Here is a 23583-nt window from a genome sequence, read left to right as displayed (position 1 = left end):
CCTGGGATCCTCAATCCGAGCGAACTCGGCAAAAAGGGACGCCAATCGACGTTTGGATCGTGTAAAGGCGGAGTTCCTCGCGGGTTACCGGCGGTTGACCGGCGATCTTCCCGTGCCGGTCGTGGGCGTGCGCCGCGCCCGGGAATAGGTTGTGCGGGTAGGGATGACAGGGCCGGGACGACGCGGGCCGAGATCACGCGGACCGAGGGGCGAAACCCGGAAGCCGACACGCGATGGGGGCGGACATGTCAATGCCGAAAGGATCGAACACGCCGGTGCCGACCACGGCCCTGCGCGTCGAATTGGGCTGGCGCTCCGGCCCCGGAGTGCCGGACGCCGACGCCTCGGCGCTGCTGCTCGCCGCCGGGAAGGTCCGGTCCGACGGGGACTTCGTCTTCTACAACCAGCCCGCCCACTCCTCCGGCGCGGTGCGGCACGAGGGCAAGCGGACGTCCGGCGGACGTGTCACCGACACCCTGCTGGCCGACCTCGCGCGCGTGGAAGGCGCCGTCGAGCGGATCGTGCTCGCCGCCTCCGCGGACGGCGGAACGTTCGGGCAGGTCCCGGATCTCCACATCGAGGTGACCGACGCCGCTTCCGGCCAGGTGGTCGCCCGCTTCGACAGCCCCGGCGCGACCGTGGAGACGGCCTTCGTGCTCGGCGAGTTCTACCGCCGCCAGGGCGGCTGGAAGTTCCGTGCGGTCGGCCAGGGCTACAGCAGCGGACTGGAAGGTCTGGCAACGGACTTCGGCATCACCGTCGACGAACCGCAGCACGCCGCACCGCCCACGGTGACGGCCCCGGGCACCGTACCCCCGCCGCCCACCACCGCTCCGGCGGTCACCCCGCCGCCGCCCACCGCGCCCCCGGCGAGCACCTCGCCGCCGCCCGTCGCGGCGCCCGCCCCGCCGCCCGTGGCCCCGCCCGTACCCGCCGCCCAGCCGGTCCGCCTCACCAAGGTCACCCTCACGAAGGCGGCCCCCTCCGTCTCGCTGGCCAAACAGGGCGGTACCTCCGGCGCCATGCGCGTGAACCTCAACTGGCAGATGCGCAAGCAGCTCCCGGGCTGGGGCGGCCGGTGGGGCGGCCGCGGCGACCTCGACCTCGACCTGTGCGCGCTGTACGAACTCGCCGACGGCCGCAAGGGAGTCGTACAGGCCCTCGGCAACGCGTTCGGCTCGCTCCACCGCCCGCCGTACATCCAGCTCGACGGCGACGACCGCACCGGCGGCACGACGAGCGGCGAGAACCTCACCATCAACCTCGACCACAGACAGGACTTCCGGCGCATCCTCGTCTTCGTCACCGTCTACGAGGGCGCGAGTTCCTTCGCCGACCTGCACGCCACCGTCACGCTCCAGCCGCAGCACGGCGCCCCCGTCGACTTCTCGCTGGACGAGTGCACCGTCGCCTCCCCGGTGTGCGCGCTCGCGCTGATCACCAACACCGGCGGCGACCTCGTCGTGCAGCGCGAGGCGCGGTACCTGGTGCCGGAGCGCGGATCCAGTCCGCAGCGAGCCGTGGACCGCGCCTACGGCTGGGGCATGAACTGGACCCCCGGCCGCAAGTGACCGGCCTCAGCCCTCGTCGGGCACGGCGTCCGGGCGGGCGTAGGTGCGGCCCTTCCAGGCGGCCCCGCGCCCGCGGTAGTGCTGCACCGCGGAGTCGACCGTCATCAGCAGGTACAGGAACGCGGTGAACGGCAGCAGCGGGGCGAGCCACGGCGGCTGCCGGTAGTAGCGGAGCATCGGCAGGTACGTTCCCGCCATCACCGCCCACGCCGCCGCCCCGACGAGCGCGGTCGCCGTACCGCCGCCGGCCGCGCCCGCCGCCACGGCGGCCGGCGGCACCAGATACACGAGCGCGAGCCCGGCGACCGTACCGAGGAGCAGCAGCGGGTCGTGCCGTAGCTGGGCGTAGGCGCTGCGCGAGACCATCCGCCACAGGTCGTGCAGCCGCGGATAGGGGCGCACGCTGTCGACCCGGTCGGCCAGCCCCAGCCAGACGTGCCCACCCGCCCCCTTCACCGCGCGCGCGAGCGCCACGTCGTCGATGACGGCGTGCCGGATGGCGTCCGGGACGCGTGCCTTCTCCGCCATGTCCGCGCGGATCAGGACACAGCCGCCCGCCGCCGCGGCCGTGCGCGAGCCCCTCCGGCCGATCCGGCGGAACGGATACAGCTGCGCGAAGAAGTACACGAACGCCGGGACCACGAGCCGCTCCCACACACTCGCCACCCGCAGCCGCGCCATCTGCGACACGACGTCGAAGCCCCCGGTACGGGCCGCCGCCACCAGCTCCCGGAGGCTGTCCGGCGCGTGCGCGATGTCCGCGTCCGTCAGCAGCAGATATTCGGGATCACGCGCGCGTGCCAGTGCGATGCCGTGCCGCACCGCCCACAGCTTCCCCGTCCAGCCCGCCGGCGGCTCACCGGGCGAGGCCACCGTGAGCGGCAGCCCGCCGTGCCGCCGGGACAGCTCGCGGGCCAGCTCCCCGGTGCCGTCCGTGCTGCCGTCGTCCACCAGGAAGACCTCGGCCCGCCCGGGATAGTCCTGCGCGAGCAGCGACGGCAGGCCGGCCGGCAGTACGGCGGCCTCGTCGCGGGCCGGTACGACCACACACACCGACGGCCACTCCTCCGGTTCCCGGCGCCGCGGCAGCCGGACGTCCGTGCGCCAGAAGAAGCCCTGGCCCAGCAGCAGCCAGCACCAGGCGGCCAGTGATACGACGGTGATCCACAGGAAGGCGCTCACGGCCGCAGTCTGCACCACCCGATCGGCTTCCAAGGGCGGATCGTCTATCGTGGCCGGGTGAAGATCGCGCTCATGGACTCCGGAATCGGCCTGCTTCCCGCCGCTGCCGCGGTACGCCGGCTGCGACCCGACGCGGACCTCGTGCTGTCGTGGGACCCGGACGGGATGCCCTGGGGACCGCGCACCCCGGAGGACATCACCGAGCGTGCCATCGCCGTCGCCGCGGCCGCCGCAGCCCATGAGCCCGATGTCCTGATCGTCGCGTGCAACACCGCGTCGGTGCACTCCCTGCCGGCGATGCGGGCCCGCTTCGAGCCGCAACTCCCGATCATCGGCACCGTTCCGGCGATCAAGCCCGCGGCCGCGGGTGGTGGTCCCGTCGCGATCTGGGCGACCCCCGCCACCACGGGAAGTGCCTATCAGCGCGGGCTGATCGAGCAGTTCGCCGACGGCGTGACCGTGACGGAGGTGGCGTGCCCGGGCCTCGCCGACGCCGTGCACCACGCGGACGAGACGGCGATCGACGCCGCGATCGCCTCGGCTGCCGCGCGCACCCCGGACGACGTGACCACGCTCGTCCTGGGCTGCACCAACTACGAACTGGTCGCCGAGCGCATCCGGGCGGCCGTCCAGCAGCCCGGCCGCCCGCCCCTCGTCCTGCACGGCACCGCGGGAGCGGTGGCCGCCCAGGCCCTGCGCCGGATCGGAGCGGAGCCGGTCCCGGCCCCTGTCGCGGACACCTCCCTCACGGTGCTGCTGAGCGGCCGTGCCGCGACGCTCCCGGACACGGCGCTGTCCTACGCGGAAGGCCGCTTCCTCCAGGCCGTCGCCCCCGTCCGCTGACCTGCGCGGAACGGCCCGGCACGGCGGCCCGCCGGGCCCCTCCCGGGCCGGTCACCGTCCGCCACGCCCTACCCGCGCAGCGAAACCTGAGTAACCTCGTAGACATGAGGGACCACCCCGACACCGACGGCACCCCGCTCCCGGATGTCTGGACGGGACGTGCCACGAACCGGGTCCAGTGGCTGCTCGCGCTCGTCGGTGCCGCCTGCCTGGCGCTCGGCATCGAGCTGGCCGTCGACTCGGCCTGGACCTCCGGCATCGCCCCCCTGGTGATGTCCGTCGTCGGCTGTATCGCGGCCGGTCTGCTGGTCCTCTTCGGCACGCTCGCCTTCGTGCACGTCGACCTCAAGCTCGACAAGGAGTGCGTGGAAGTGCGCTGCGGGCACATCGGGCTGCCCCGCCGCCGTATTCCGCTCTCCCACGTGGCCGGGGCCGATTTCACCGCCCATGTCACGCCCCGGCAGTGGGGCGGCTGGGGCTATCGCTGGCGCCCCGAGAAGGGCACCGCCGTCGTCGTGCGCCGTGGCGAGGGGATCGTGCTGCGCCTGTGGGACGGCCACATGTTCACGATCACCGTGGACAACGCGGAGGGGGCGGTACGGGCCATCAAGGACCGCCTGCGCACGATCACCCCGGGTACGGCCGGCTGAGACGACCTGCCGGGGCGCGCCGCCCACCGGGCCGCCGGGAGGGCTGCCGCACGGGCGCCTCACGACTGCCGGCGCCCGCTCCCTCAGCCGCCCGGTGTCGTGGCGTCGCCCGACCACGGGCGGGCCGTGGCCCAGCCGGCCAGAAGGCCCGCTCCCGCCGTCACCGTCGTGAAGCTCAGGGCGTTGCTCACCGACGCGAGGGCGGCAAGCGTCGCGAGGGCCGCGCCCGCGGTGAGGGCGACCGGCGTGGGACGGGGGGTGCGCCACAGCGCGTACAGCAGCCAGCAGAAGACGGCGGCCAGCAGGAACACCCCGACCAGGCCCTGCTCGGCCGCCTGCTGGAGCGGAGCCGAGTGCGGTCTGCCGTCGGCCGGCAGCGTCTGCGACGCGACCCGGCTCAGCTCGCCGAACCGGCCGGGGCCGGCCCCCAGCCCGCCGTGCCGGCCCGCCAGCCGCAGGGCGTCCTGCCATTGCAGCACCCGGTGCGCGGTGAACCGGCCTTCGAGCCTCCCGGCGAGGCCGTCCGGCAGCGCGCCCGCGCCGATCGCCCAGACCGTGCCCGCCACCAGACTCGCCACCACGGCCGACCCGGCCAGCCACGCGCCCCGGCGGCGCACCGAGCCCGCGGCCAGGGAGCACAGCAGCACGGCCGCACTGGCCACGCTCCCGGCCACCGACCCCAGCGCGACCCCGGCCGGCACGACGGCGCAGGCCAGCGCCGCCAGTCCGCGCCGCAGCGCCGGTACGGTCGCCGCCCAGGCGGCGCAGCACGCGGCCCCGGCGGCCAGTGCCAGCAGGGCGGCGGTGGCACCCGCGTGCCCGGGCGGGGCGGCGTACCAGGGACCGGGGGAGAGCCCGGGGAGCGTCACGGCCAGCGCGAGCCCCGCCGCGGCACCGGCGCCGGGCGCGGTCACCGGCAGCAGCGCACCGGAGACCCGGCCCGCTGCGTAGCCGGCGGCCACGGCGAGCACCGCGAGCAGCATGCCCTCGGGCCGTCCGTCGCGGGCCGCCGCGGTGATCAGCGACCACCCGGCGCAGGCCCCCAACAGGATCATGCCCGTCCCGTCGGAAACGTTTCTTCGCGTGCTGTGGATGTCCGCACCGTATGCACCGGTCGCGGACCCCGTCCCCGTCGACCCCACCCGTCGCCCCTCGTACCCGGTCCCCCGACCTGTGGCAGGCCACGGCCGCGTGCCGGGTCCGGCCGCGCCGCCGAGGCTGGGCACACGGTAGCGGCTCATGACCCGTTTGGGGACGAGGCGCGGAGAATCACCACGATTCCGCCGGGTACCGCCGGCCGGACCGGCCGGGCCCCGCGCGACGGGGCCGGTCCGTACCCCCCTGCGGAGGCCCCCACCGGGCAGCCGCCCCACCGGGGCCGGGAACCGGCGCCCACCAGCGACAACCCCGGTGCACCGGCCCCGACCGCACTGTCGGCGGCGGCGTGGGCCGCCGTACACTCACCCGGGTGACCGTCACCGCAACTTCCGTGGACCAGCCGGATCAGCTCCAGCCGTCCCCCGCACCCGGCGTGCGCGGCGGCCGGATGCTGCGCCTGGTCCCGGCCGCCGCCTCCGCGCTCTGCGGAGTGCTGCTCTACGTCAGCTTCCCGCCGCGCACCCTGTGGTGGCTGGCCCTGCCCGCCTTCGCCGGCTTCGGCTGGGTGCTGCGCGGCCGGAGCTGGAAGGCCGCTCTCGGCCTCGGCTACCTCTTCGGGCTGGGCTTCCTGCTGCCGCTGCTGGTGTGGACCAGCGTCGAGGTCGGTCCGCTGCCGTGGGTGGCGCTGGTCGTCATCGAGGCGATCTTCGTGGCCCTCGTCGGCGTGGGGGTCGCCGCGGTCTCCAAGCTGCCCGCCTGGCCGGTGTGGGCCGCGGCGCTGTGGACGGCGGGCGAGGCGGTACGGGCGCGTGTGCCCTTCAGCGGCTTCCCCTGGGGCAAGGTCGCGTTCGGTCAGGCGGACGGCGTCTTCCTGCCGCTCGCCGCGGTGGGCGGCACTCCGGTGCTCGGCTTCGCGGTCGTCCTGTGCGGATTCGGCCTGTACGAGGCGGGGCGGCTGATCGTCGAGCGGCGCCGGAACAGGGACGTGCGGCGTGCCGCGGCGGCCGCCGCGCTGCTCGCCGTCGCCGTACCGGTGGTGGGCGCGGTCGCGGCCCGCGGGCTGGTGAGCGACAAGGCGGAGGACGGCACCGCGACCGTGGCGCTGATCCAGGGCAACGTGCCGCGCGCCGGACTGGAGTTCAACGCCCAGCGCCGGGCCGTGCTCGACTACCACGCGCGCGAGACGCACAAGCTCGCCGCCGATGTCAGGGCGGGCAAGGTCGCCAAGCCGGACTACGTCCTGTGGCCGGAGAACTCCTCCGACATCGACCCCTTCGAATACCCCGACGGCGCCGCCGTCATCGAGCAGGCGGCCAAGGACATCGGCGTGCCCGTCTCCGTCGGCAGCGTGGTCGAGAGGGACGGCAAGCTCCTCAACGAGCAGATCCTCTGGGACCCGGTGAAGGGCCCGACGCAGACCTACGACAAGCGGCAGATCCAGCCCTTCGGCGAGTACCTTCCGCTGCGCTCGCTCGTCGGGGCCATCAACAAGAGCTGGACCGAGATGGCCCGGCAGGACTTCAGCCGGGGCGGCAAGCCGGGCGTCTTCGACATAGGCGGCGCGAAGGTGGGCCTGGCCACCTGCTACGAGGCCGCCTTCGACTGGGCCGTGCGGGACACGGTGACGCACGGCGCCGAGATGATCTCCGTGCCGAGCAACAACGCCACCTTCGACCGCAGCGAGATGACGTACCAGCAGCTCGCCATGTCCCGCATCCGCGCCGTCGAGCACAGCCGCACCGTGACCGTGCCGGTGACCAGCGGTGTGAGCGCGGTCATCATGCCGGACGGGCGGATCACCCAGAAGACCGGCATGTTCGTGCCCGCCTATCTCGTCCAGAAGGTGCCGCTGCGCACGTCCTCCACCCCCGCCACCGAGCTGGGCATCCTCCCGGAGGTCGCACTCGTGCTGGTCGCCGCGGGCGGGATCGGCTGGGCGATCGGGTCCGGTCTGCGCGCCCGGCGCCCCGGTGACGCGTAGCCGGACGAGCGCCGTACGCCGGTCGTGGGACCGGCGTACGGCACCTGAACCGGCCGGGACGCCGCGCACGGCCCGTTAGGGTCGGATCGTGGCTACCCCCGAATTCATCCGCGCGCTCAGAGTCTCCGCCGGACAGCAGTTGCTCTGGCTCCCCGGAGTCACCGCGATCGTCTTCGACGACGAGGGCAGAGTGCTGCTCGGCCGGCGTACCGACACACGCAAGTGGTCGGTGATCGGGGGCATCCCCGAACCGGGCGAGCAGCCCGCGGCCTGCGCGGTGCGGGAGGTCTACGAGGAGACGGCGGTGCACTGCGTCGCCGAGCGCGTCGTCCTGGTCCAGGCGTTGGAGCCGGTGACCTACCCCAACGGCGACACCTGCCAGTACATGGACATCACCATCCGCTGCCGGGCCGTGGGCGGCGAGGCCCGGGTCAACGACGACGAGTCGCTGGAGGTCGGGTGGTTCGCGGTGGACGCGCTGCCCGAACTGCACGAGTTCGGTCTCTTCCGGATCAAGCAGGCCCTGTCCGAGGCACCCACATGGTTTGACCCTACGACTGTCGGCTGAAGTATGGGTGGTCACCACATGTGGTGACCACCGGGCTCCGCTTAGGGTCGGCACATGACCTCGCCCACCCCCCTGCCCGGTCCCGGCCTCCCGTTCCAGCCCCTCACCCTCGATCTCGCCGGCCGCACCGCCCTCGTCACCGGCGCCGCCAGTGGTATCGGCCGCGCCTGCGCGCTGCGGCTGGCCGCCGCCGGAGCCGAGGTACGGGCCGTCGACCGGGACGCGGCCGGGCTGGCCGAGCTGGCCCAGCAGGCGGAGTCGGCCGGCCGGCTCGCGGGCAGCGTCGTACCGCGGGTCGTGGACCTCACCGACCTGGACGCCGCCGAACGCGCCGCCGACGGCACCGATGTGCTGGTCAACAACGCCGGACTGCAACTCGTGCGGCCCATCGAGGAGTTCCCGCCCGAGGTGTTCCACACGGTGCTGACGGTGATGCTGGAGGCACCGTTCCGTCTGATCCGTGGAGCCCTCCCGCACATGTACGCGCAAGGCTGGGGCCGGATCGTGAACGTGTCCTCCGTCCATGGACTGCGCGCCTCGGCCTTCAAGTCCGCCTATGTGGCCGCCAAACATGGCCTCGAAGGCCTGTCCAAGACGGCCGCACTCGAAGGCGCCGCCCACGGCGTGACCTCCAACTGCGTCAACCCGGCCTATGTGCGCACCCCCCTGGTCGAGAAGCAGATCACCGACCAGGCCCAGGCCCACGGCATTCCCGAGGAACGTGTCCTGTCCGAGGTCCTGCTGAAGGACAGCGCGCTGCGGCGGCTCATCGAACCCGAGGAGGTCGCCGAGGCCGTCGCCTACCTCTGCAGCCCGCAGGCGTCCTTCGTCACCGGCACCTCGCTCGTCCTGGACGGCGGGTGGACGGCCCACTGACCAGGCCGGCAGCACCCGCTCCGGGAGTTTTCCACAGGCCTGCCGGGCCGGGTGCCCGATACGGAATCCTGTGACCATGTCCCGCGATCACCTGCAGCCGGCACCCAGCGGCAGCGCCGAGGCCACCTACCTCGACCTGCTGGCCCGCGACGCCTCCGTGGAGGCCTACGAGCAGCCCGTGCTGCTCGCCCGAGCCGAGGGCGCGCCGGCCGACCGGATCGCCGCGCTGGAAGAGGCCAGACTGCTCGCCCTGCGCGTACGCGCGGAGCTGGAGGGGCGCCGACGGCGCGAGGCGGAGCTGTCGGCGCTCTTCGAAACGGCCCACGACCTCGCCGGACTGCGCGATCTGGACGCCGTCCTCCAGGCCATCGTGCAGCGCGCCCGCTCCCTGCTCGGCACGGACGTCGCCTACCTCAGCCTCAACGATCCGGCACGCGGCGACACCTACATGCGGGTCACGGAGGGCTCCGTCGCCGCCCGCTTCCAGCAGCTGCGCCTCGGCATGGGGGAGGGGCTCGGCGGGCTCGTCGCCCAGACCGCGCGGCCGTACGTCACCGACGACTACTTCCGTGACGCCCGGTTCCAGCACACGCGGGCCATCGACGCAGGCGTCCGCGACGAGGGGCTGGTCGCGATCCTGGGCGTCCCCCTGATGCTGGGGCCGCACGTGATCGGGGTCCTCTTCGCGGCAGACCGCCGGGCACGGGTCTTCGAACGCGCGCAGATCGCCCTGCTCGGCTCCTTCGCCGCGCTCGCCGCGGCGGCCATCGACACCGCCAACCTGCTCACCGAGACCCGCTCCGCCCTGGCCGGCCTGGAGCGGGCCAACGAGATCATCCGGGACCGCAGCGCCGTCATCGAGCGGGCGTCCGAGGTCCACGACCGGCTCGCCGAACTCGTCCTGCGCGGCGGCGGAGTCCACGACGTGGCCGCCGCCGTCTCCCAAGTGCTCGCCGGGACGGTGGAGTTCGCCGAGGCCGCGGCGGCACCGGCGCAGGCGCTGGAGGCGTCCCGCGCGGAAGGCCACGCCGTACGGCACGGCGGGGACTGGATCGCCGCGGTGGCCGCCGGCGGCGAACTCCTCGGCGCGCTGGTCCTGCGCGGCCATCCGGGCCTGGACCCGGTCGACCAGCGCACCCTGGAGCGCGCGGCGATGGTCACCTCCCTGCTGCTGCTCGCCCGCCGCTCCGCCGCCGAGGCCGAGCAGCGGGTGCGCGGTGAGCTGCTGGACGACCTGCTGGACGCGCGCGACAGGGACCCGCGCCTGCTGCGCGAGCGCGCCGGCCGCCTCCAGGCGGACCTGGACGCCACCCATGTCGTCCTCGCCGCCCGCCTCGACGGCCCGGCGGCCGACGCCGACGAGGAGGCCGCGGCCCGCCGCCGGCTGTGGTCCGCGGCATCCCACCTCGCGGCCACCCGGCAGGGCCTGGCCGCGGCCCGCGACGGCGGCACCGTCCTGCTGCTGCCGCTCGGCATCGGTGACACCGCCGCGGAGGTGGCCCGCCGCACCGCCCGCCACCTGGGCACGGCCGTCCACCAGCCGGTCACGGTCGGCGCGTCCGCACCCGTCACCGACCTCGCCGGGCGCCCCGAGGCCGTGGCCGCCGCCTATGCCGAGGGCCGCCGCTGCCTGGACGCGCTCCAGCTGCTCGGGCGGGCGGGGGACGGCGCGGCGGCCGAGGACTTCGGCTTCCTCGGTCTGCTCCTCGCGGGCGAACGGGACATCGCCGGCTTCGTCGAGCGGACCATCGGCGCGGTGGTGTCGTACGACGAGCGGCGCGGCACGGAACTGCTGCGCACCCTGGACGCCTACTTCGAGGGCGGGATGAGCCCGGCCCGCACCAAGGACGCGCTGCACGTGCACGTGAACACGGTGGCGCAGCGGCTGGAGCGGGTGGGCCGCCTGCTGGGTGAGGACTGGCAGACCCCGGCCCGCGCCCTGGAGATCCAACTGGCCTTGAGACTGCACCGGTTGTCGACACCGGGACGGCGCTGACCGGCCTCGCGCGGAGGCCGGTCGGCGCGGACGGGGCGCGGCGGCTCAGACGGTTCGCGCCTCGGTGGCCGGAACGGTCCCGGCGGCTTCCCCGCTCTCGCCCTCCACCTGGGCGAGATCCCGGTGCCGCGTCTCGCGCGCCAGAGCCACGGCGACCAGGGTCAGCACGGCGGCGGCGATCACGTACAGCGCGATCGGAGTGGAGCTGTCGTAGTCGGACAGCAGCGCGGTGGCGATGAGCGGAGCGGGCGCACCGGCCGCCACGGAGGCGAACTGGGCGCCGATGGAGGCGCCGGAGTACCGCATCCGGGTCGCGAACATCTCGGCGAAGAACGCGGCCTGCGGCGCGTACATGGCGCCGTGCAGCACGAGTCCGACGGTCACGGCCAGGATCAGGTAGCCGAACGACCCGGTGTCCACCAGCGCGAAGAACGGGAACATCCACAGCCCGACCCCGGCCGCGCCGAGCAGGTAGACCGGCCGTCGGCCGACCCGGTCCGACAGTGCGCCCCAGGCCGGGATGACGGCGAAGTGCACGGCGGAGGCGATGAGGACGGCGTTGAGCGCGGTCTGCTTGGAGACACCGGCCGAGGTGGTGGCGTAGACGAGGATGAACGCGGTGATGACGTAGTAGCTGATGTTCTCCGCCATCCGGGCGCCCATCGCGACGAGCACGTCGCGCCAGTGGTGCCGCAGCACCGCGACCAGCGGCAGCTTCTCCTCCTCGCCGCCCCGCCGTGCCTCGGCGCGCTCCAGCGCCTCCTTGAAGACGGGCGATTCATCGACGGACAGACGTATCCACAAACCGACGAGCACGAGCACCCCGGAGAGCAGGAACGGAATCCGCCAGCCCCAGGTGCCGAAGGCGTCGTCGGACAGGACGGCGGTGAGCAGCGAGAGCACACCGGTCGCGAGCAGCTGGCCGGCCGGCGCGCCGGTCTGCGGCCACGAGGCCCAGAAGCCGCGCCGCCGGGCGTCCCCGTGCTCCGACACCAGCAGGACGGCACCGCCCCACTCGCCCCCGAGCGCGAAGCCCTGCACCAGCCGCAGCACGGTGAGGAGCACGGGCGCGGCGGCCCCGACGGTGGCGTGCGTGGGCAGCAGCCCGATGGCAAAGGTCGCCCCGCCCATCAGCACGAGGCTCAGCACCAACAGCTTCTTCCGCCCCAGCCGGTCGCCGTAGTGCCCGAACACGAGCGCGCCCAGCGGCCGGGCCGCGAACCCCACGGCATACGTCAGGAACGACAACAGGGTCCCGACGAGCGGGTCGGAGTCCGGAAAGAACAACTTGTTGAACACCAGGGCCGCTGCCGAGCCGTAGAGGAAGAAGTCGTACCACTCGATGGTGGTCCCGATGAGGCTGGCGGCGACGATGCGGGGGAGGCTGGCGGGGGGTGGGGGAGCGGTTGCTGCTTCGGGTGCCATGTGCGCCACTTCCTCGTGTGCGGTGGGGACGGGTACGTGTCGGCACACGGTAGGAAGACGCAGGTCAGGGGCACATGTGGTGGGGCACCATAGTTCTGGGGGCGGCTATGCGTGCGGCCACCATGCCGGGCCGGGGACGGGCGGTTCAGGAGCGCGGAGGCGGTCGAGACCAGTGCTGTCCTGGACGCGTGATTCGGGGTGATTTGACGGTGCGGTGCTGACTCCCTTGCTGGTTTGGTGCTGACCAAAAGGCCACGTCATCACCCGTCTTCTCCTCTCCCGTGCTGACTTGCTGACTACGCTGCGTTGGACTCGGACATCTCGGTTGATCGGCACAGAGTCCTTTCGTGGTAGGTGACCGGACTGAGAGACCGAGCCCGACCTCGCTGCTCAGCCCCTGCGGACCATGACGCACTTCCCGTGCGGTATGCCCCGTCAACGCACATTCCTGCACTCTGTGCCGGATAGACGGTTTGCCCGGCGCGTATTCGGCGCGCATTCCCGCTCTCCGGCCGGCCGCCCTACGGGCCGTCTTGAATGGCCTACCGAGCGTGGCGCTGTGGCCGTCGCCTTTGAGACGACCGTCGCGGACGCCCGCCCGCATCATGGCCCTTGGTCATCAGTAACCGGCCACGCAGGCTAGCCCCTTCGTGGGACCGGGTTCTCTGTCATGCCCGCGGCGGCCTTCACAACGCCGGTCGCTGCTGCCGCCCCTCGCTCGAGATGCCGTGCAGTGCAAGCGGGACTAGGCTCCTTGAGCGGAAGGCCGCCGTGGATGACACGCCCTGTGCCTCTCTCGCACAGGCTTTTCGGGCCTCCCGGTCACAGGACCGATCAAGCGAATGACACGCAGGCGGCCTTGAGGACACCGGTGAAGAGAGTTCCTTCACTCTTGCTGCGGTGACACCTGAAGAGGGCGCCGCACCCTGCTTGGCGGGACCGGCGACGACCATCCACCTCGCGCCTCCCCTTACGGAACCGCGAAAGACGATGGAGACGGAAGGTATGCCCATGCGATCACAGCGCACTTGGTGTCTCGTCGCGTTGTCCGCTTCGGGCCTGCTGCTGACCGGTGCAGCGACAATCGGCACCGTCGGCAGCGCCTTCGCCACGGAACACGCCGGCGCGCGACGACGCGCGGCCCATCACGGCGCCGCACGTCGCGGGCGCCTGATCTTGCGAGAAGCGCGCCTGCCCTCTTCACCCGGCCCTGCCCTCGCGTGACGCCAGACCGGTGGCGCACCGTGGAGCGAAGGAGTCTGACCATGCGGATCGTCGTGGACCTGAATCGGTGCCAGGGATACGCCCAATGCGTGTATCTGGCGCACGAGGTCTTCAGGTTGAACGGTCAGGAGGCGCTCACCTACGAGCCGAACCCCGACGACGAGCGGCGCCTGGACGTCGAGCGAGCGGCTGCGGCGTGCCCGGTGCAGGCGATCGTGATCGACCGCTTGGACGGCGCGGAACGGGGCGAGCCGTCATGACCTTGCGGGCAACGGTCGCGGAGCTGGTGCGCGAGTTCCGGGCCAGCGGCCGAATCGTCATCGTGGGTGCCTCCCTGGCCGGGCTGCGGGCCGCTGAAACCCTGCGGGAGGAGGGCTTCACCGGTTCCCTGACCATCATCGGGGACGAACCGTACGAGCCCTACGACCGTCCCCCGCTGTCCAAGCAGGTGCTCAAGGGCTGGGTGCCGGCGGACCACACGAAGTTGCCCCGCATGCGAGAAGTGGATGCCGACTGGCGGCTCGGGGTGGCCGCCGTCGGGCTGGACCGGGGCGCCAAGCAGGTGCGTCTGGCCGACGGGGAGCAGGTGCCGTACGACCGGTTGCTGATCGCCACGGGCACCCGCGCGCGACAGTGGCCGAACCCTGCCGAGGCCGCGCTGCAGGGGGTGCACACGATCCGCTCGCGTGATGACGCGGAGCAGCTGCAGAAGGCGCTGGCCGAGCCGCCGTCGCGGGTCCTGGTGATCGGCGCCGGGTTCATCGGCTCGGAAGTGGCCTCCGTCTGCCGGGAGCTCGACATCCCGGTGACCGTCGTCGAGCGGGGTTCGGCGCCGCTGGTCGGCGCGCTCGGCGGGGTGATCGGGGAGATCGCCGCACGGATGCACCGCGATCATGGCGTGGACCTGCGCTGCGGGCTGGGCGTGTCGTCACTGGAGGGCGACTCCGGCGGACACGTGCGCCGTGCGCAGCTGTCCGACGGAACCACCGTCGACGCCGACGTGGTGGTGGCCTCCCTGGGGTCGATCCGCAACGTGGAATGGCTGGAGGGCTCGGGGCTGGCGGCCGGTTTCTGGGGTGTCGGGTGCGATGCCGGTGGCCGGGCCTTCGACATCAACGGTGTGGTCACCGACAGCGTCTACGTGGCGGGTGACGTGGCGCGTGCGCCGCATGTGCTGTACGAGTACCAGTTCCTTGCGATGGAGCACTGGGACAACGCCGTCTTCGGCGCCGAGGTCGCGGCGCACAACATGGTGAACCTGGAGCCCCACTATCGCCCGCATCTGCTGCTGCCCGGCTTCTGGTCCGGTCAGTTCGGCGTGAACATCAAGTCCGTCGGCGTACCGCCTTTCGGCGACGAGATCGTCTTCACCCAGGGGTCGGTCGAGGAGCGCCACTTCGCCGCCGCCTACGGTCACCGGGGCCGCATCGTCGCCGCCGTCACCTTCGATCACAGCAAGTGGCTGGAGTACTACGGGAACCTGATCCAGCAATCCGGCCCGTTCCCGCCACCGCCACCAGGCTGGGACCAGCCGGCCGACACGAAGCCGATGCCGGCCGAATTCCCGGACCCACGGGTCCCGACGGCGGTCCCCGACGTCGTCCTGACCGGCCACGCCCCGAGCGAACGGACGGCCGAGTTCCGGCCGCGCCGTCACTGACGCGCTCGTCCGGGCAGGCCCGTAGGCACGGCAGGGACGGGAAGCCCGTAGGCGGACAGCAACGACAGGAAGAAGGAGGGGAGCCTCGTGGTCGAGGAAACCCCCTGGCAGCAGGCCCTCCGCTACGCCAACCGCGCCAACCCCTACCCGTTCTACGAGCAACTGCGCAAGACGCCCGTGGCGCGGCAGCCGGACGGAACCTACGTCGTCAGCACCTACCGGGAAATCGTCACGCTGCTGCACGACCCACGGGTCAGTTCGGATCCATGGAAATGTCCCGCCCCGGCCGCGGCCCAGGCGGTGGGCTCTGCGGAGCCGGCGGCCGAACCGATCCGGGAAGCGCTGACCGAGCCGAACATCATCACCTGCGATCCCCCCGAGCACGACCGGGACCGCCGGACGATGATGGCGCACTTCGTCGGCCCGCCCCACGCGCCTCACCTGATCTCCGACCTGGAGCCCGACATCCGGCGCATCGTCGGCGGCCTCCTGGACGCCATGAAGGGCAAGACCCGCATCGACGCCGTCGACGACTTCGCCTACCCCCTGCCGGTGACGGTGATCTGCAAGGTCCTGGGCGTCCCGCTGGAGGACGAGCCACGCTTCCACCACTGGATCGAAACGGCCCTGGACGCCTTGGACTTCGGTCCAGAGGCCGCCTCCGAGGAGATCCAGAGCCGGCAGGCCGGGGGCCGGGATGCCGTGCGGGAGTTCGGGCAGTTCGCCGGTGAGCTGCTCGACCGGTACGCCCGGCAGCCCGGCCCGGGCATGCTCTCGGCGCTGGTGAACGAGGACGGCCCGGAGGGACCGATGTCCAAGGGTGTGCTCGCGAGCAACGCCCTGCTCCTGATCTTCGCGGGACACGAAACCACGGTCAACCTCATCGCCCACAGCGTGCTCACCCTGCTGCGCCACCCGGACGCGCTGGAGACGCTGCGCCGCCGGCCCGACCTGATCGTGCCCGGGGTGGAGGAACTGCTGCGCTACGAGTCGTCGGTGCAGTTCTGGCACACCCGCTCCGCCGTCGAGGACATCGACATCGCCGGCACGACCATCCCGAAGGGGGCGCCGATCTTCCTGGCGTACGGCTCGGCGAACCGCGACCCGGAACGGTTCACCGACCCCGACGAACTCGACCTTCAACGCCCCGACAACCAGCATCTCGGATTCAGCCAGGGCATCCACTTCTGCTTCGGCGCCCCGCTCGCGCGGCTCGAGGTCCAGATCGCGGTCGGCGAGTTCGTCCGCCGGGTGCGGAACCCCCGGCTCGTCGAGGACCCGCCGCCCTACCGGCACAACCAGATCTTCCGCGGCCCGCGCCACGTCCTCGTCGACATCGACGGCGTCCACGACTGACTGCGTGGGTGAAGGATCGCCATGCGGGCCCTTCGACTCGTCGATTGGCGGCAGCCTCCCGAGCTGCGCGAGGTGCCGGTGCCCGAGCCGGGGCCGGGGCAGGTCCTCGTGAAGGTCGCAGGTGCCGGTGCCTGCCACTCCGACCTGCACATCATGCAGTCACCCGCACCGCTGCCCGGCTTCACGAAGCTGCCCCTCACGCTCGGCCATGAGAACGCGGGATGGGTGGAACGGCTCGGACCGGGCGTCACACGGGTTCGAGCCCGGTCACCCTGTGATCGTCTACGGCTGCTGGGGCTGCGGCAGCTGCGCCAACTGCCGTCAGGGCCGGGAGAACTACTGCCAGCAGCGCGCTGGTCAGGGACCTGGCCTCGGAGGTGGCCACGACGGCGGCATGGCCGAGTACCTGCTGGTCCCGGCGGCGCGCTACCTGATTCCGCTGGGCGTCCTCGCGGCGACCACCGTCGTCGCCGTGGACACCGACGCCGGCAAGCTGGAGACGGCCAGGCGCATGGGCGCCGACGAGGCTCTGCTCCCGGGCGACGAGGCGGTCGCGTGCATCAGGGACATGAGGGCGGGGCCGGGCGCCCAGCTCGTGCTGGACATGGTCGGCGTGGACCCGACGCTGCGGATGGCTGCTCAGGTGGCCAGGGTGCTCGGCCACCTGACCATTGTCGGGCTCGGCGGCGGAGCCCTGCCCGTCGATTTCTCCAGCCCGCCGCACGAGTGCTCGGTCGCCTCGCCCCTACCGGGGGCTCCCTCACCGAACTGATGGATGTGATCACGCTCGCCCAGCAGGAGAAGATCGAGGTGCTGGTCGAGCACTTCCCCCTGCAACGCGCGAACGAGGCGTACCAGCTCCTGCACGACGGCAGGTTCCAGGGACGTGCCGTGATCACCCCCCACCCGTTAATGCCGTCGCCGACCCGGACGGGACACCCGGCACCCCGCACGGGCCACGGGCCCCCACACGTCCTTCCTGCTGAGCGGCATGCGGCTGATCGGGTGACGATGGACAGGTACGGGCATGACCACGCTACCGACAGCAGGAGGCAGGTGCCATGACATCTCCTTCCGATTCTCCCGGCCCCGTTCCGCCGCGCGTCACCGAACCACAGGAGGACCGCCTGACCGACGGTTTGTCGGCCGTGGCAAACCTGGGCTGGCAGATCCTGCTCACCATGGGCCTCGCCACCATCGCGTTGGGCGTCATCGCCCTGGTCTGGCCGGGCGAGACGCTCCGCGTGGTCGGGGTGCTCTTCGGGGTCTACCTGCTGGCCACCGGTGTCTTCGAACTCGCCGCCGCCTTCGGCACCCACGTCCCCCGGCATCTTCGCGTACTGCACTTCGTCACCGGCGCGGTCTCCGTCCTGCTGGGACTGATCTGCTTCCGGGGCCCCCTGGAGTCGATTTTCCTGCTCGCCCTGTGGATCGGCTTCAGCTGGCTGATGCGAGGCACCCTGGAGACGGTCGCGGCGGCCTCCGATCAGGCCATGCCGGCCCGCGGTTGGCACGTTGCCTTCGGCATCATCGGCACCATGGCCGGCATCGTGATGATCATCATGCCGTTCACCTCCCTCGCGACACTCACCCTGGTGGTGGGCGTCATGGCCATAGTCCTGGGCCTGACCGAGGTGGTACGCGCCATCATGACGCGTGTCGAGATCGGCCGTCTGGTTGCCGGCACGCCCACCGAGCGGCGCCCCCTCTTCCACGCACGTCCGCACCCCCAGCACTGATCAGCTGTTTCCATGCGGCGGTCATTCGGGATCGTCGGGCCGGTCGGCCTTCTCGGGGCTGTTGTCTGCCCGCGACGGCAGCCTCAGCGGCCGGCCGTCGCGATGATTCCAGATGTCTTTGAGGACGATCTGGATGATGCCGGTGACGGGAATCGCCAGCAAAGCACCGAGAATTCCAGCGACTTCGGCGGCGACCAGGATGGCCAGCAGCACGGTGAGGGGGTTGAGTCTCACCGTCCGGGACAGGATGACCGGTTGCAGGAGGTGGTTTTCGGCCTGCTGGTAGACGATGAAGAAGACGATGGCTCCGATGCCGGCCGGCAGGGAGTGGACGAACGCCACCGTGGAGGCGGCGACAGCCCCGATGGTGGCCCCCACCAGGGGAATGAGGTCGGTCAGGGCCACGAAGAGGGCCAGCAGGCCGGCGAACGGCACCCCGGAAACCAGCAGCACGACGTAGGTCAGTAGCCCGCAGATGACGCTGATCAGCAAGTTTCCGGTCAGGTAGCCGTTGACGGTACGGGCGCACGCGGCTCCGACGCGGCGTATCCGGGCCGCGTGCGCCTCGTCCACGAGAGCCAGGGACCGATCTATCGCCTTGGGGCCTTCCAGGACCATCAGATAGGCCAGGACGAAAATGGTGAGAGCGCCTGCCGTGGTGCTCGCGGCACCGCGGACGAACTTCAGAGCGGGCGTGCTCAGTCCGGTGGCGAACGCACGGATCTGTGCCTGATGCTGTTGGACGTACTGCAGGGCGTGTGTCCGTTCCAGCAGGTTACCGACCGGCCCGTGGCCGGCCCGGGTGTCCTTGATCATCGCGGGCAGACGACCGGCGAACCGGCTTCCCTCCTGGGCCAGGGGGATCACGAACAGGGCGATCACCGCGCCGACGGCGGCGGCCGCAGCCAGGAAGACCAGCAAGGTGGCCACCGACCGTCGGCACCGTGGCACCCGTCGCCGCAGCGCTTCGACCGCCGGATGCAGTGAGACGGCCAAGAAGGCCGCGATGACCGTCCAGACCAGGACCCGGCGAGCCTGGACCACCAGCTCGAGAACGACGATGGTGGCGAGCACCAGACCGATGGTGGCGAGAATGGTGCGCACCGGGACCGGACGCGTCGCCATGCGCACCGGGTGCCCAGCCCCAGTCACCGGGAAACGCCTGCTGGTCCCGCGCTCACGCACCAGACGGCCTCCGAAGCGGGCTGCAGCGGGTCGCCTCGAGCCGCCGGGTAAGTGGACGAAGAGAGCCAGCGGATGCCTCGGCCGTCCCCAAGGGGAACGCCCTCAAGGCAGCCATGTCCGGCTACGGCGGTGGCTGCGCCGGGTGCGGATGCCGTGACATGGCCGCAGGATGCCGTAGGTCGTCACTGCCAAGGAAGTGCCATGAAGGTGGTGGCCGCAGGTGAAATCGCCGGACCGTTGGCCCGGCGAGGGGCGGCGCTGTCGGCCGCAGGCGTGATCGCGGCTGTCCCGTTGCCGCCCGTGGTGTGGGCCGGGCTGACGCATGCGGCTTTCGGGGACGCACCGTGACCGAGAAGGCGTCGCGGCTGACGACCGGCGCACGACGGCCCTGTCTGATCGTGAATCCGCGTTCGGGAGGAGATAAGGCAAGCCGGTTCCACATCGCGGAACGAGCGCGTGCGCTCGGAGTTCAGGTTTTCCTGATCGATTGTTCCCTGACCCAGGACCTGGCGGCTGTCGCCCGACGTGCCGTGGATGACGGTGCGGACCTGCTGGGGGTGGCCGGCGGAGACGGTACGCAAGCGCTGGTCGCCGACGTGGCCGCGGAGAGCGGCCTGCCCTTCGTGGTCGTTCCGGCGGGTACCCGCAACCACTTCGCGATGGATCTCGGTCTGGACCGTGAGGACCCCTCGGCCGCTCTGGAGGCCCTCACGGATGGCGTCGAGCTGTACGTGGACCTGGGGTATGCGGGCCGGCGCGTTTCCGTCAACAACGTGTCATTCGGTGCCTGTGCCGCTCTGGTGCAGGACCCCGCCTACCGGGACGACGAACTCGGCACGGCAGTGCGCATCCTTCCGGAATTCCTGGCCCGCCACGAGGGCCCGGAGCTGGTGGTGCGCGCAGGTCCGCTCACCATGGAAACGCCGGATGCCGTGCTGGTGAGCAACAACCCCTACCAAGTGGATGACCCCGCCGGGCTCGGCAGGCGTGCACACCTCGACTCCGGCCTCCTGGGAGTACTGGCCGCCAGGGCGGAGACGCCGGCTGAGACGGCCGCCAGGCTTCGCAGCGGGCAACCGCACGGCCTCACCCGTCTCGCCACGCCCGACGACGTCGTCGTGCACGCCGACGTCTCCTTCCTCCCCGCCGGACTGGACGGCGAAGCCGTCAGCCTGCCGACCCCCGTGCGGTGCCGCATCAGTCCTCGGGCGCTGCGGGTATAAGTCCCCCGGCATCGTCCCGGCACCGGGACCTCCGGGCGACTGCGAGGTCGGCCGGCCGTCCGGCGGGTGGTCTGACCCGCCCGCGTCCCGGCGGCGGACGTCGGCGTCGACAGCCCCGACCAGCAGTCTGACTGTTTCATCCCGTATGGGGCTCTTGACCTTCAGGGGAGCAAACCTGACTATTTCATCAGAACTGGACAGATTGTTCAGATCGACAGATACCGCATCGTGTGCCGCTCACCGGGACATCGCCGTTCACCACGGCTGCACACAGGGCCGTCGGCCGCATACCGACGCTCTCGCTTCTCCGTACCGATGGGACAGACCGCGATGACCAACACCGAGCACACCCACCTCACCGAACCGGTGGACCTCCCTGAGGTGCCCGATGCAGCGATAGCAATGCTCGATGCCGAGGGCATCGTCGTGGGGTGGACGCACGCCGCCCAGCAGCTCGTCGGCTATGCGGCCGGGGAGGTGGTGGGCCGCTCCGCCGCACACGTGCTGCCCCCTCCCGGGGACGCCCGTAAGGCTTCGGCCTTCTCCGATCGGTGCCGTGCGCGGGACGGCTGGTCCGGCACCGCGGCGATACGCCACCGTGACGGCCACACGCTCAGGATGACGCTGCGGGTCTCGCTGCTGCGAGGGCAGGACACCGCCACCCGGTGGCTGGTGTCGGTGACGGACATAGGTTCCCTGTCCCCGGCGGCGATGGGGGGACCGGTGCGCGAGTCGCTCCTTGCCCGGGCCCCGATCGGCATCGTCGTACATGACGCACAGCTGCGCTGCGCCTGGGTGAATGACGACATGGAGCGGCACGACGGCATTGCTCGCCACCGGCGCTTCGGGCGAGGTCTGAAGGACTCACTGCCCGCCGTCGAGGCCCAGGCGCTCGAAGTGGTGATGCGGCAGGTGCTGGAGAGCGGCAAGACCACCGTGCACGAGTACCGTGCGTGGCCACCTGTGGACCGGCCCCATGAGCACGCCTTCTCGGCCTCGTTCTTCTGTCTCCAGGGCGCGGACGGCACACCGCTGGGCGTGTGCTCCATGACCGTGGACGTCACCGGCAACCGGCGGGCGCGCGAGCGCCTCGCCATCCTCAGCGAGGCCGGCACGCACATCGGGAGCACCCTCGACGTGATGCAGACCGGACAGGAACTGGCGCAGCTCGCCGTGCCCCTGCTGGCCGACCACGCCCTCGTCGATCTCGTGGAGTCCATTCCCTTCGGCGTCGAGCCGTCGGCACGGAAGGGCACGACGAGTGACCGCCCGCCGCTGCTGCGCCGTGCCGGTGTGGCCTCCGTCGACCTGGGCGTCCTGGAGTTGCCGTGGGTCCGTGAGGAAGTGGTTCACGCCCACCCGGACTCGTTGTTCTCCACCGCCATGCGCACCGGCCTGTCATACCTGGAACCGGTGCTGGACACTCATTCCGGCCCCTGGGTCGACCACGACCCGGTTCGGGCGCAGAAGGTACGCGACAGCGGCGTCCACTCCTTGATGGTCGTACCCATTCGTGCCCGGCGCTGCGTGCTGGGACTGGCGCTGTTCGGCCGTTCCCTGGAACAGACGCCGTTCCAGGAGGACGACCTGCTGCTGGCCGAGGAACTGGTGACCCGGGCCGCGCTCTCCCTGGACAATGCGCTCCAGTACGCGCGCGAGCGCACCGCCGCCGTGACGCTGCAACGCGACCTGCTCCCGCACCGTGTGCAGGGCGGTGCCGCCGTCGAGGTCGCCTCGCGCTACGTGCCGGCCGACATGGACCACGGCGTGGGGGGCGACTGGTTCGACGTGATCGAGCTGTCCGGTGCCCGGGTGGCCCTGGTCGTCGGCGACGTCGTCGGACACGGCATCAACGCCGCGGCGACCATGGGCAGGCTCCGCACCGCCGTGCGCACCCTCGCGGACCTCGACCTGCCCCCGGACGAACTGCTGACACACCTCGACGACACGGTCCGGCGACTGAACGACGAGGACGCCGACGCCTCCGACCAGGTCGCCGCGGTAGTGGGTGCCACCTGCCTGTACGCCGTCTACGACCCGGTCACCCGAGGGTGCACGCTGGCGCGGGCCGGGCATCCACCGCCCCTGATCGTCGATGCCCAGAGCCGGGTCACCATCCCCGACCTGCCCGCCGGAGCCCCGCTCGGCCTCGGTCTCGGCCTGGTGCCTTTCGAGTCCGTGGAACTGGACCTGCCCGAAGGAAGTGTGCTCGCCTTCTACTCCGACGGCCTGGTGGAGTCCCGCGACGAGGACATCGACGTCGGCCTGCAGCGCCTGGGCGCCGCCCTGACACAGCCCGGTGCCTCCCTGGAGGACCTGTGCTCGCGGGCGATGAAGACGTCGCCGGCTCAGGCACCGGCCGATGACGTCACCTTGCTCCTTGCACGGACCCGCGCACTGAAACCCGCCCAAGTCGCCTCATGGGACCTGCCGAACGAACTCGCCACCATCCGGACGGCCCGCCACCTGGCCGTCCGCCAGCTCAGGCAATGGGGTCTGGAGCCGCTGGTGACGCCCGTGGAGTCGATCGTCAGTGAACTGGTCACCAATGCGATCCGTCACGGTGGTGGCCCGAGCCGCCTGCGGCTCATCCAGCACCGGGTGCTGACGTGTGAGGTCTCCGACACCAACACCGGCCACCCGCGCCCCCGTCAACCCCGCACTCTCGACGAGCACGGCCGCGGCCTGAACCTGGTCGCGCGACTGTCACGCAGGTGGGGTTCCCGCTCAGCAGCCGACGGCAAGGTCGTCTGGGCCGAACGAGACCTGCCGTCCACAGCCGGCGCCTTCTGAGCGCCGACAGCCGCCACGGATCCCCTACTCCCGTAGCCGCGGACGCTCGTGATGGAAGCCAGAGACTTGGACACATCGAATGTCGAAAACGTCGACCCGGCAGGCGCCTTCCAAGGAGCGACGAGCGTCTCCGGCGCCGGCCCCGGCGGCCAGCCGCCCGCCCGGTCTGGCCGCCGCGGTGCTCGACGATCGAGACACGGTCCTGTTCCGCCT

19 protein-coding genes and 2 pseudogenes are annotated in these 23583 nt (G+C 71.8%); 17 read left to right on the top strand and 4 right to left on the bottom strand.

Going from position 1 to position 23583, the window contains the following annotated elements:
- The first annotated feature begins 251 nt into the window (after positions 1-251).
- Positions 252-1571, top strand: coding sequence for a TerD family protein (locus ACZ7KF_RS20205; RefSeq protein WP_471077088.1), 1320 nt, complete (start codon positions 252-254; stop codon positions 1569-1571).
- Positions 1572-1577: 6 nt separating this feature from the next.
- Here ACZ7KF_RS20205 and ACZ7KF_RS20200 read toward each other — a convergent pair whose 3' ends face one another.
- Positions 1578-2753 carry a glycosyltransferase gene (locus ACZ7KF_RS20200; RefSeq protein ID WP_471076484.1) on the bottom strand — a complete coding sequence of 392 codons (1176 nt, stop codon included), beginning with the start codon at positions 2751-2753 and terminating at the stop codon, positions 1578-1580.
- Between the two features lie 57 nt (positions 2754-2810).
- On the opposite strand from ACZ7KF_RS20200, the gene ACZ7KF_RS20195 reads away from it, so the two are divergent.
- Both ACZ7KF_RS20195 and ACZ7KF_RS20190 read left to right on the top strand, forming a co-directional pair.
- Entirely contained in the window at positions 2811-3596 is a 786-nt protein-coding gene (locus ACZ7KF_RS20195; protein ID WP_471076481.1) for a glutamate racemase, read from the top strand.
- A gap of 104 nt (positions 3597-3700) precedes the next feature.
- Positions 3701-4246 carry a hypothetical protein gene (locus tag ACZ7KF_RS20190; protein WP_471076478.1) on the top strand — a complete coding sequence of 182 codons (546 nt, stop codon included), beginning with the start codon at positions 3701-3703 and terminating at the stop codon, positions 4244-4246.
- 83 nt (positions 4247-4329) lie between these two features.
- Here the strand turns inward: ACZ7KF_RS20190 and ACZ7KF_RS20185 are convergent, their stop codons facing one another.
- Positions 4330-5301: an O-antigen ligase family protein gene (locus ACZ7KF_RS20185; RefSeq protein WP_471076475.1), complete on the bottom strand. Its 972-nt coding sequence runs from the start codon at positions 5299-5301 to the stop codon at positions 4330-4332.
- Positions 5302-5714: 413 nt separating this feature from the next.
- Between ACZ7KF_RS20185 and lnt the strand changes: the two genes are divergently transcribed.
- The 4 genes from lnt to ACZ7KF_RS20165 all read left to right on the top strand — a co-directional run bounded on the left by lnt (position 5715) and on the right by ACZ7KF_RS20165 (position 10765).
- Positions 5715-7325: an apolipoprotein N-acyltransferase gene (gene lnt / locus ACZ7KF_RS20180; protein WP_471076472.1), complete on the top strand. Its 1611-nt coding sequence runs from the start codon at positions 5715-5717 to the stop codon at positions 7323-7325.
- A gap of 88 nt (positions 7326-7413) precedes the next feature.
- On the top strand, positions 7414-7893 hold the full coding sequence (locus ACZ7KF_RS20175; RefSeq protein ID WP_471076469.1) for an NUDIX hydrolase: 480 nt from the start codon (positions 7414-7416) through the stop codon (positions 7891-7893).
- A gap of 54 nt (positions 7894-7947) precedes the next feature.
- Complete coding sequence (locus ACZ7KF_RS20170) at positions 7948-8769, top strand: 3-hydroxybutyrate dehydrogenase (protein ID WP_471076466.1); 822 nt, start codon at positions 7948-7950, stop codon at positions 8767-8769.
- Positions 8770-8845: 76 nt separating this feature from the next.
- Complete coding sequence (locus ACZ7KF_RS20165; protein WP_471076463.1) at positions 8846-10765, top strand: helix-turn-helix domain-containing protein; 1920 nt, start codon at positions 8846-8848, stop codon at positions 10763-10765.
- A gap of 45 nt (positions 10766-10810) precedes the next feature.
- Here ACZ7KF_RS20165 and ACZ7KF_RS20160 read toward each other — a convergent pair whose 3' ends face one another.
- Positions 10811-12190 carry an MFS transporter gene (locus ACZ7KF_RS20160; RefSeq protein ID WP_471076460.1) on the bottom strand — a complete coding sequence of 460 codons (1380 nt, stop codon included), beginning with the start codon at positions 12188-12190 and terminating at the stop codon, positions 10811-10813.
- 1265 nt (positions 12191-13455) lie between these two features.
- Between ACZ7KF_RS20160 and ACZ7KF_RS20155 the strand changes: the two genes are divergently transcribed.
- The 7 genes and pseudogenes from ACZ7KF_RS20155 to ACZ7KF_RS20125 all read left to right on the top strand — a co-directional run bounded on the left by ACZ7KF_RS20155 (position 13456) and on the right by ACZ7KF_RS20125 (position 18169).
- Positions 13456-13674, top strand: coding sequence for a ferredoxin (locus ACZ7KF_RS20155; RefSeq protein ID WP_471076457.1), 219 nt, complete (start codon positions 13456-13458; stop codon positions 13672-13674).
- Positions 13671-15074 carry an NAD(P)/FAD-dependent oxidoreductase gene (locus ACZ7KF_RS20150; protein WP_471076454.1) on the top strand — a complete coding sequence of 468 codons (1404 nt, stop codon included), beginning with the start codon at positions 13671-13673 and terminating at the stop codon, positions 15072-15074. Before ACZ7KF_RS20155 ends, ACZ7KF_RS20150 begins: the two co-directional genes overlap by 4 nt.
- 87 nt (positions 15075-15161) lie before the next feature.
- Positions 15162-16430: a cytochrome P450 gene (locus ACZ7KF_RS20145; RefSeq protein ID WP_471076451.1), complete on the top strand. Its 1269-nt coding sequence runs from the start codon at positions 15162-15164 to the stop codon at positions 16428-16430.
- Between the two features lie 21 nt (positions 16431-16451).
- Positions 16452-16679, top strand: a pseudogene (locus ACZ7KF_RS20140) (alcohol dehydrogenase catalytic domain-containing protein); the annotation flags it as partial.
- A pseudogene (locus ACZ7KF_RS20135) lies at positions 16639-16809 on the top strand (alcohol dehydrogenase catalytic domain-containing protein); the annotation flags it as partial. The pseudogenes ACZ7KF_RS20140 and ACZ7KF_RS20135, both read left to right, overlap by 41 nt.
- A gap of 15 nt (positions 16810-16824) precedes the next feature.
- A complete protein-coding gene (locus ACZ7KF_RS20130; protein ID WP_471077085.1) occupies positions 16825-17202 on the top strand; it encodes a zinc-binding dehydrogenase in 378 nt (125 codons plus the stop codon).
- Positions 17203-17491: 289 nt separating this feature from the next.
- Positions 17492-18169, top strand: a complete 678-nt coding sequence (locus ACZ7KF_RS20125; RefSeq protein ID WP_471076448.1) for an HdeD family acid-resistance protein — start codon at positions 17492-17494, stop codon at positions 18167-18169.
- A 21-nt stretch (positions 18170-18190) separates the two neighbouring features.
- Here the strand turns inward: ACZ7KF_RS20125 and ACZ7KF_RS20120 are convergent, their stop codons facing one another.
- Positions 18191-19294 carry an AI-2E family transporter gene (locus ACZ7KF_RS20120; protein WP_471076445.1) on the bottom strand — a complete coding sequence of 368 codons (1104 nt, stop codon included), beginning with the start codon at positions 19292-19294 and terminating at the stop codon, positions 18191-18193.
- 261 nt (positions 19295-19555) lie between these two features.
- Here ACZ7KF_RS20120 and ACZ7KF_RS20115 point away from each other — a divergent pair, with 261 nt between their 5' ends.
- The 3 genes from ACZ7KF_RS20115 to ACZ7KF_RS20105 all read left to right on the top strand — a co-directional run bounded on the left by ACZ7KF_RS20115 (position 19556) and on the right by ACZ7KF_RS20105 (position 23370).
- Positions 19556-19702 (top strand): hypothetical protein, encoded by a 147-nt coding sequence (locus ACZ7KF_RS20115; RefSeq protein WP_471076442.1) that lies wholly within the window; start codon positions 19556-19558, stop codon positions 19700-19702.
- Positions 19699-20577 (top strand): diacylglycerol/lipid kinase family protein, encoded by an 879-nt coding sequence (locus ACZ7KF_RS20110; protein WP_471076439.1) that lies wholly within the window; start codon positions 19699-19701, stop codon positions 20575-20577. The genes ACZ7KF_RS20115 and ACZ7KF_RS20110 overlap by 4 nt, the downstream gene beginning before the upstream one ends.
- A gap of 330 nt (positions 20578-20907) precedes the next feature.
- Positions 20908-23370 carry a SpoIIE family protein phosphatase gene (locus ACZ7KF_RS20105; protein ID WP_471076436.1) on the top strand — a complete coding sequence of 821 codons (2463 nt, stop codon included), beginning with the start codon at positions 20908-20910 and terminating at the stop codon, positions 23368-23370.
- The last annotated feature ends 213 nt before the right edge of the window (positions 23371-23583 follow it).

Source organism: Streptomyces sp. NPDC038200 (assembly GCF_055600785.1).
Note: the sequence above shows the minus strand (reverse complement) of the source record. Positions and strands in the feature narration are given on the sequence as shown.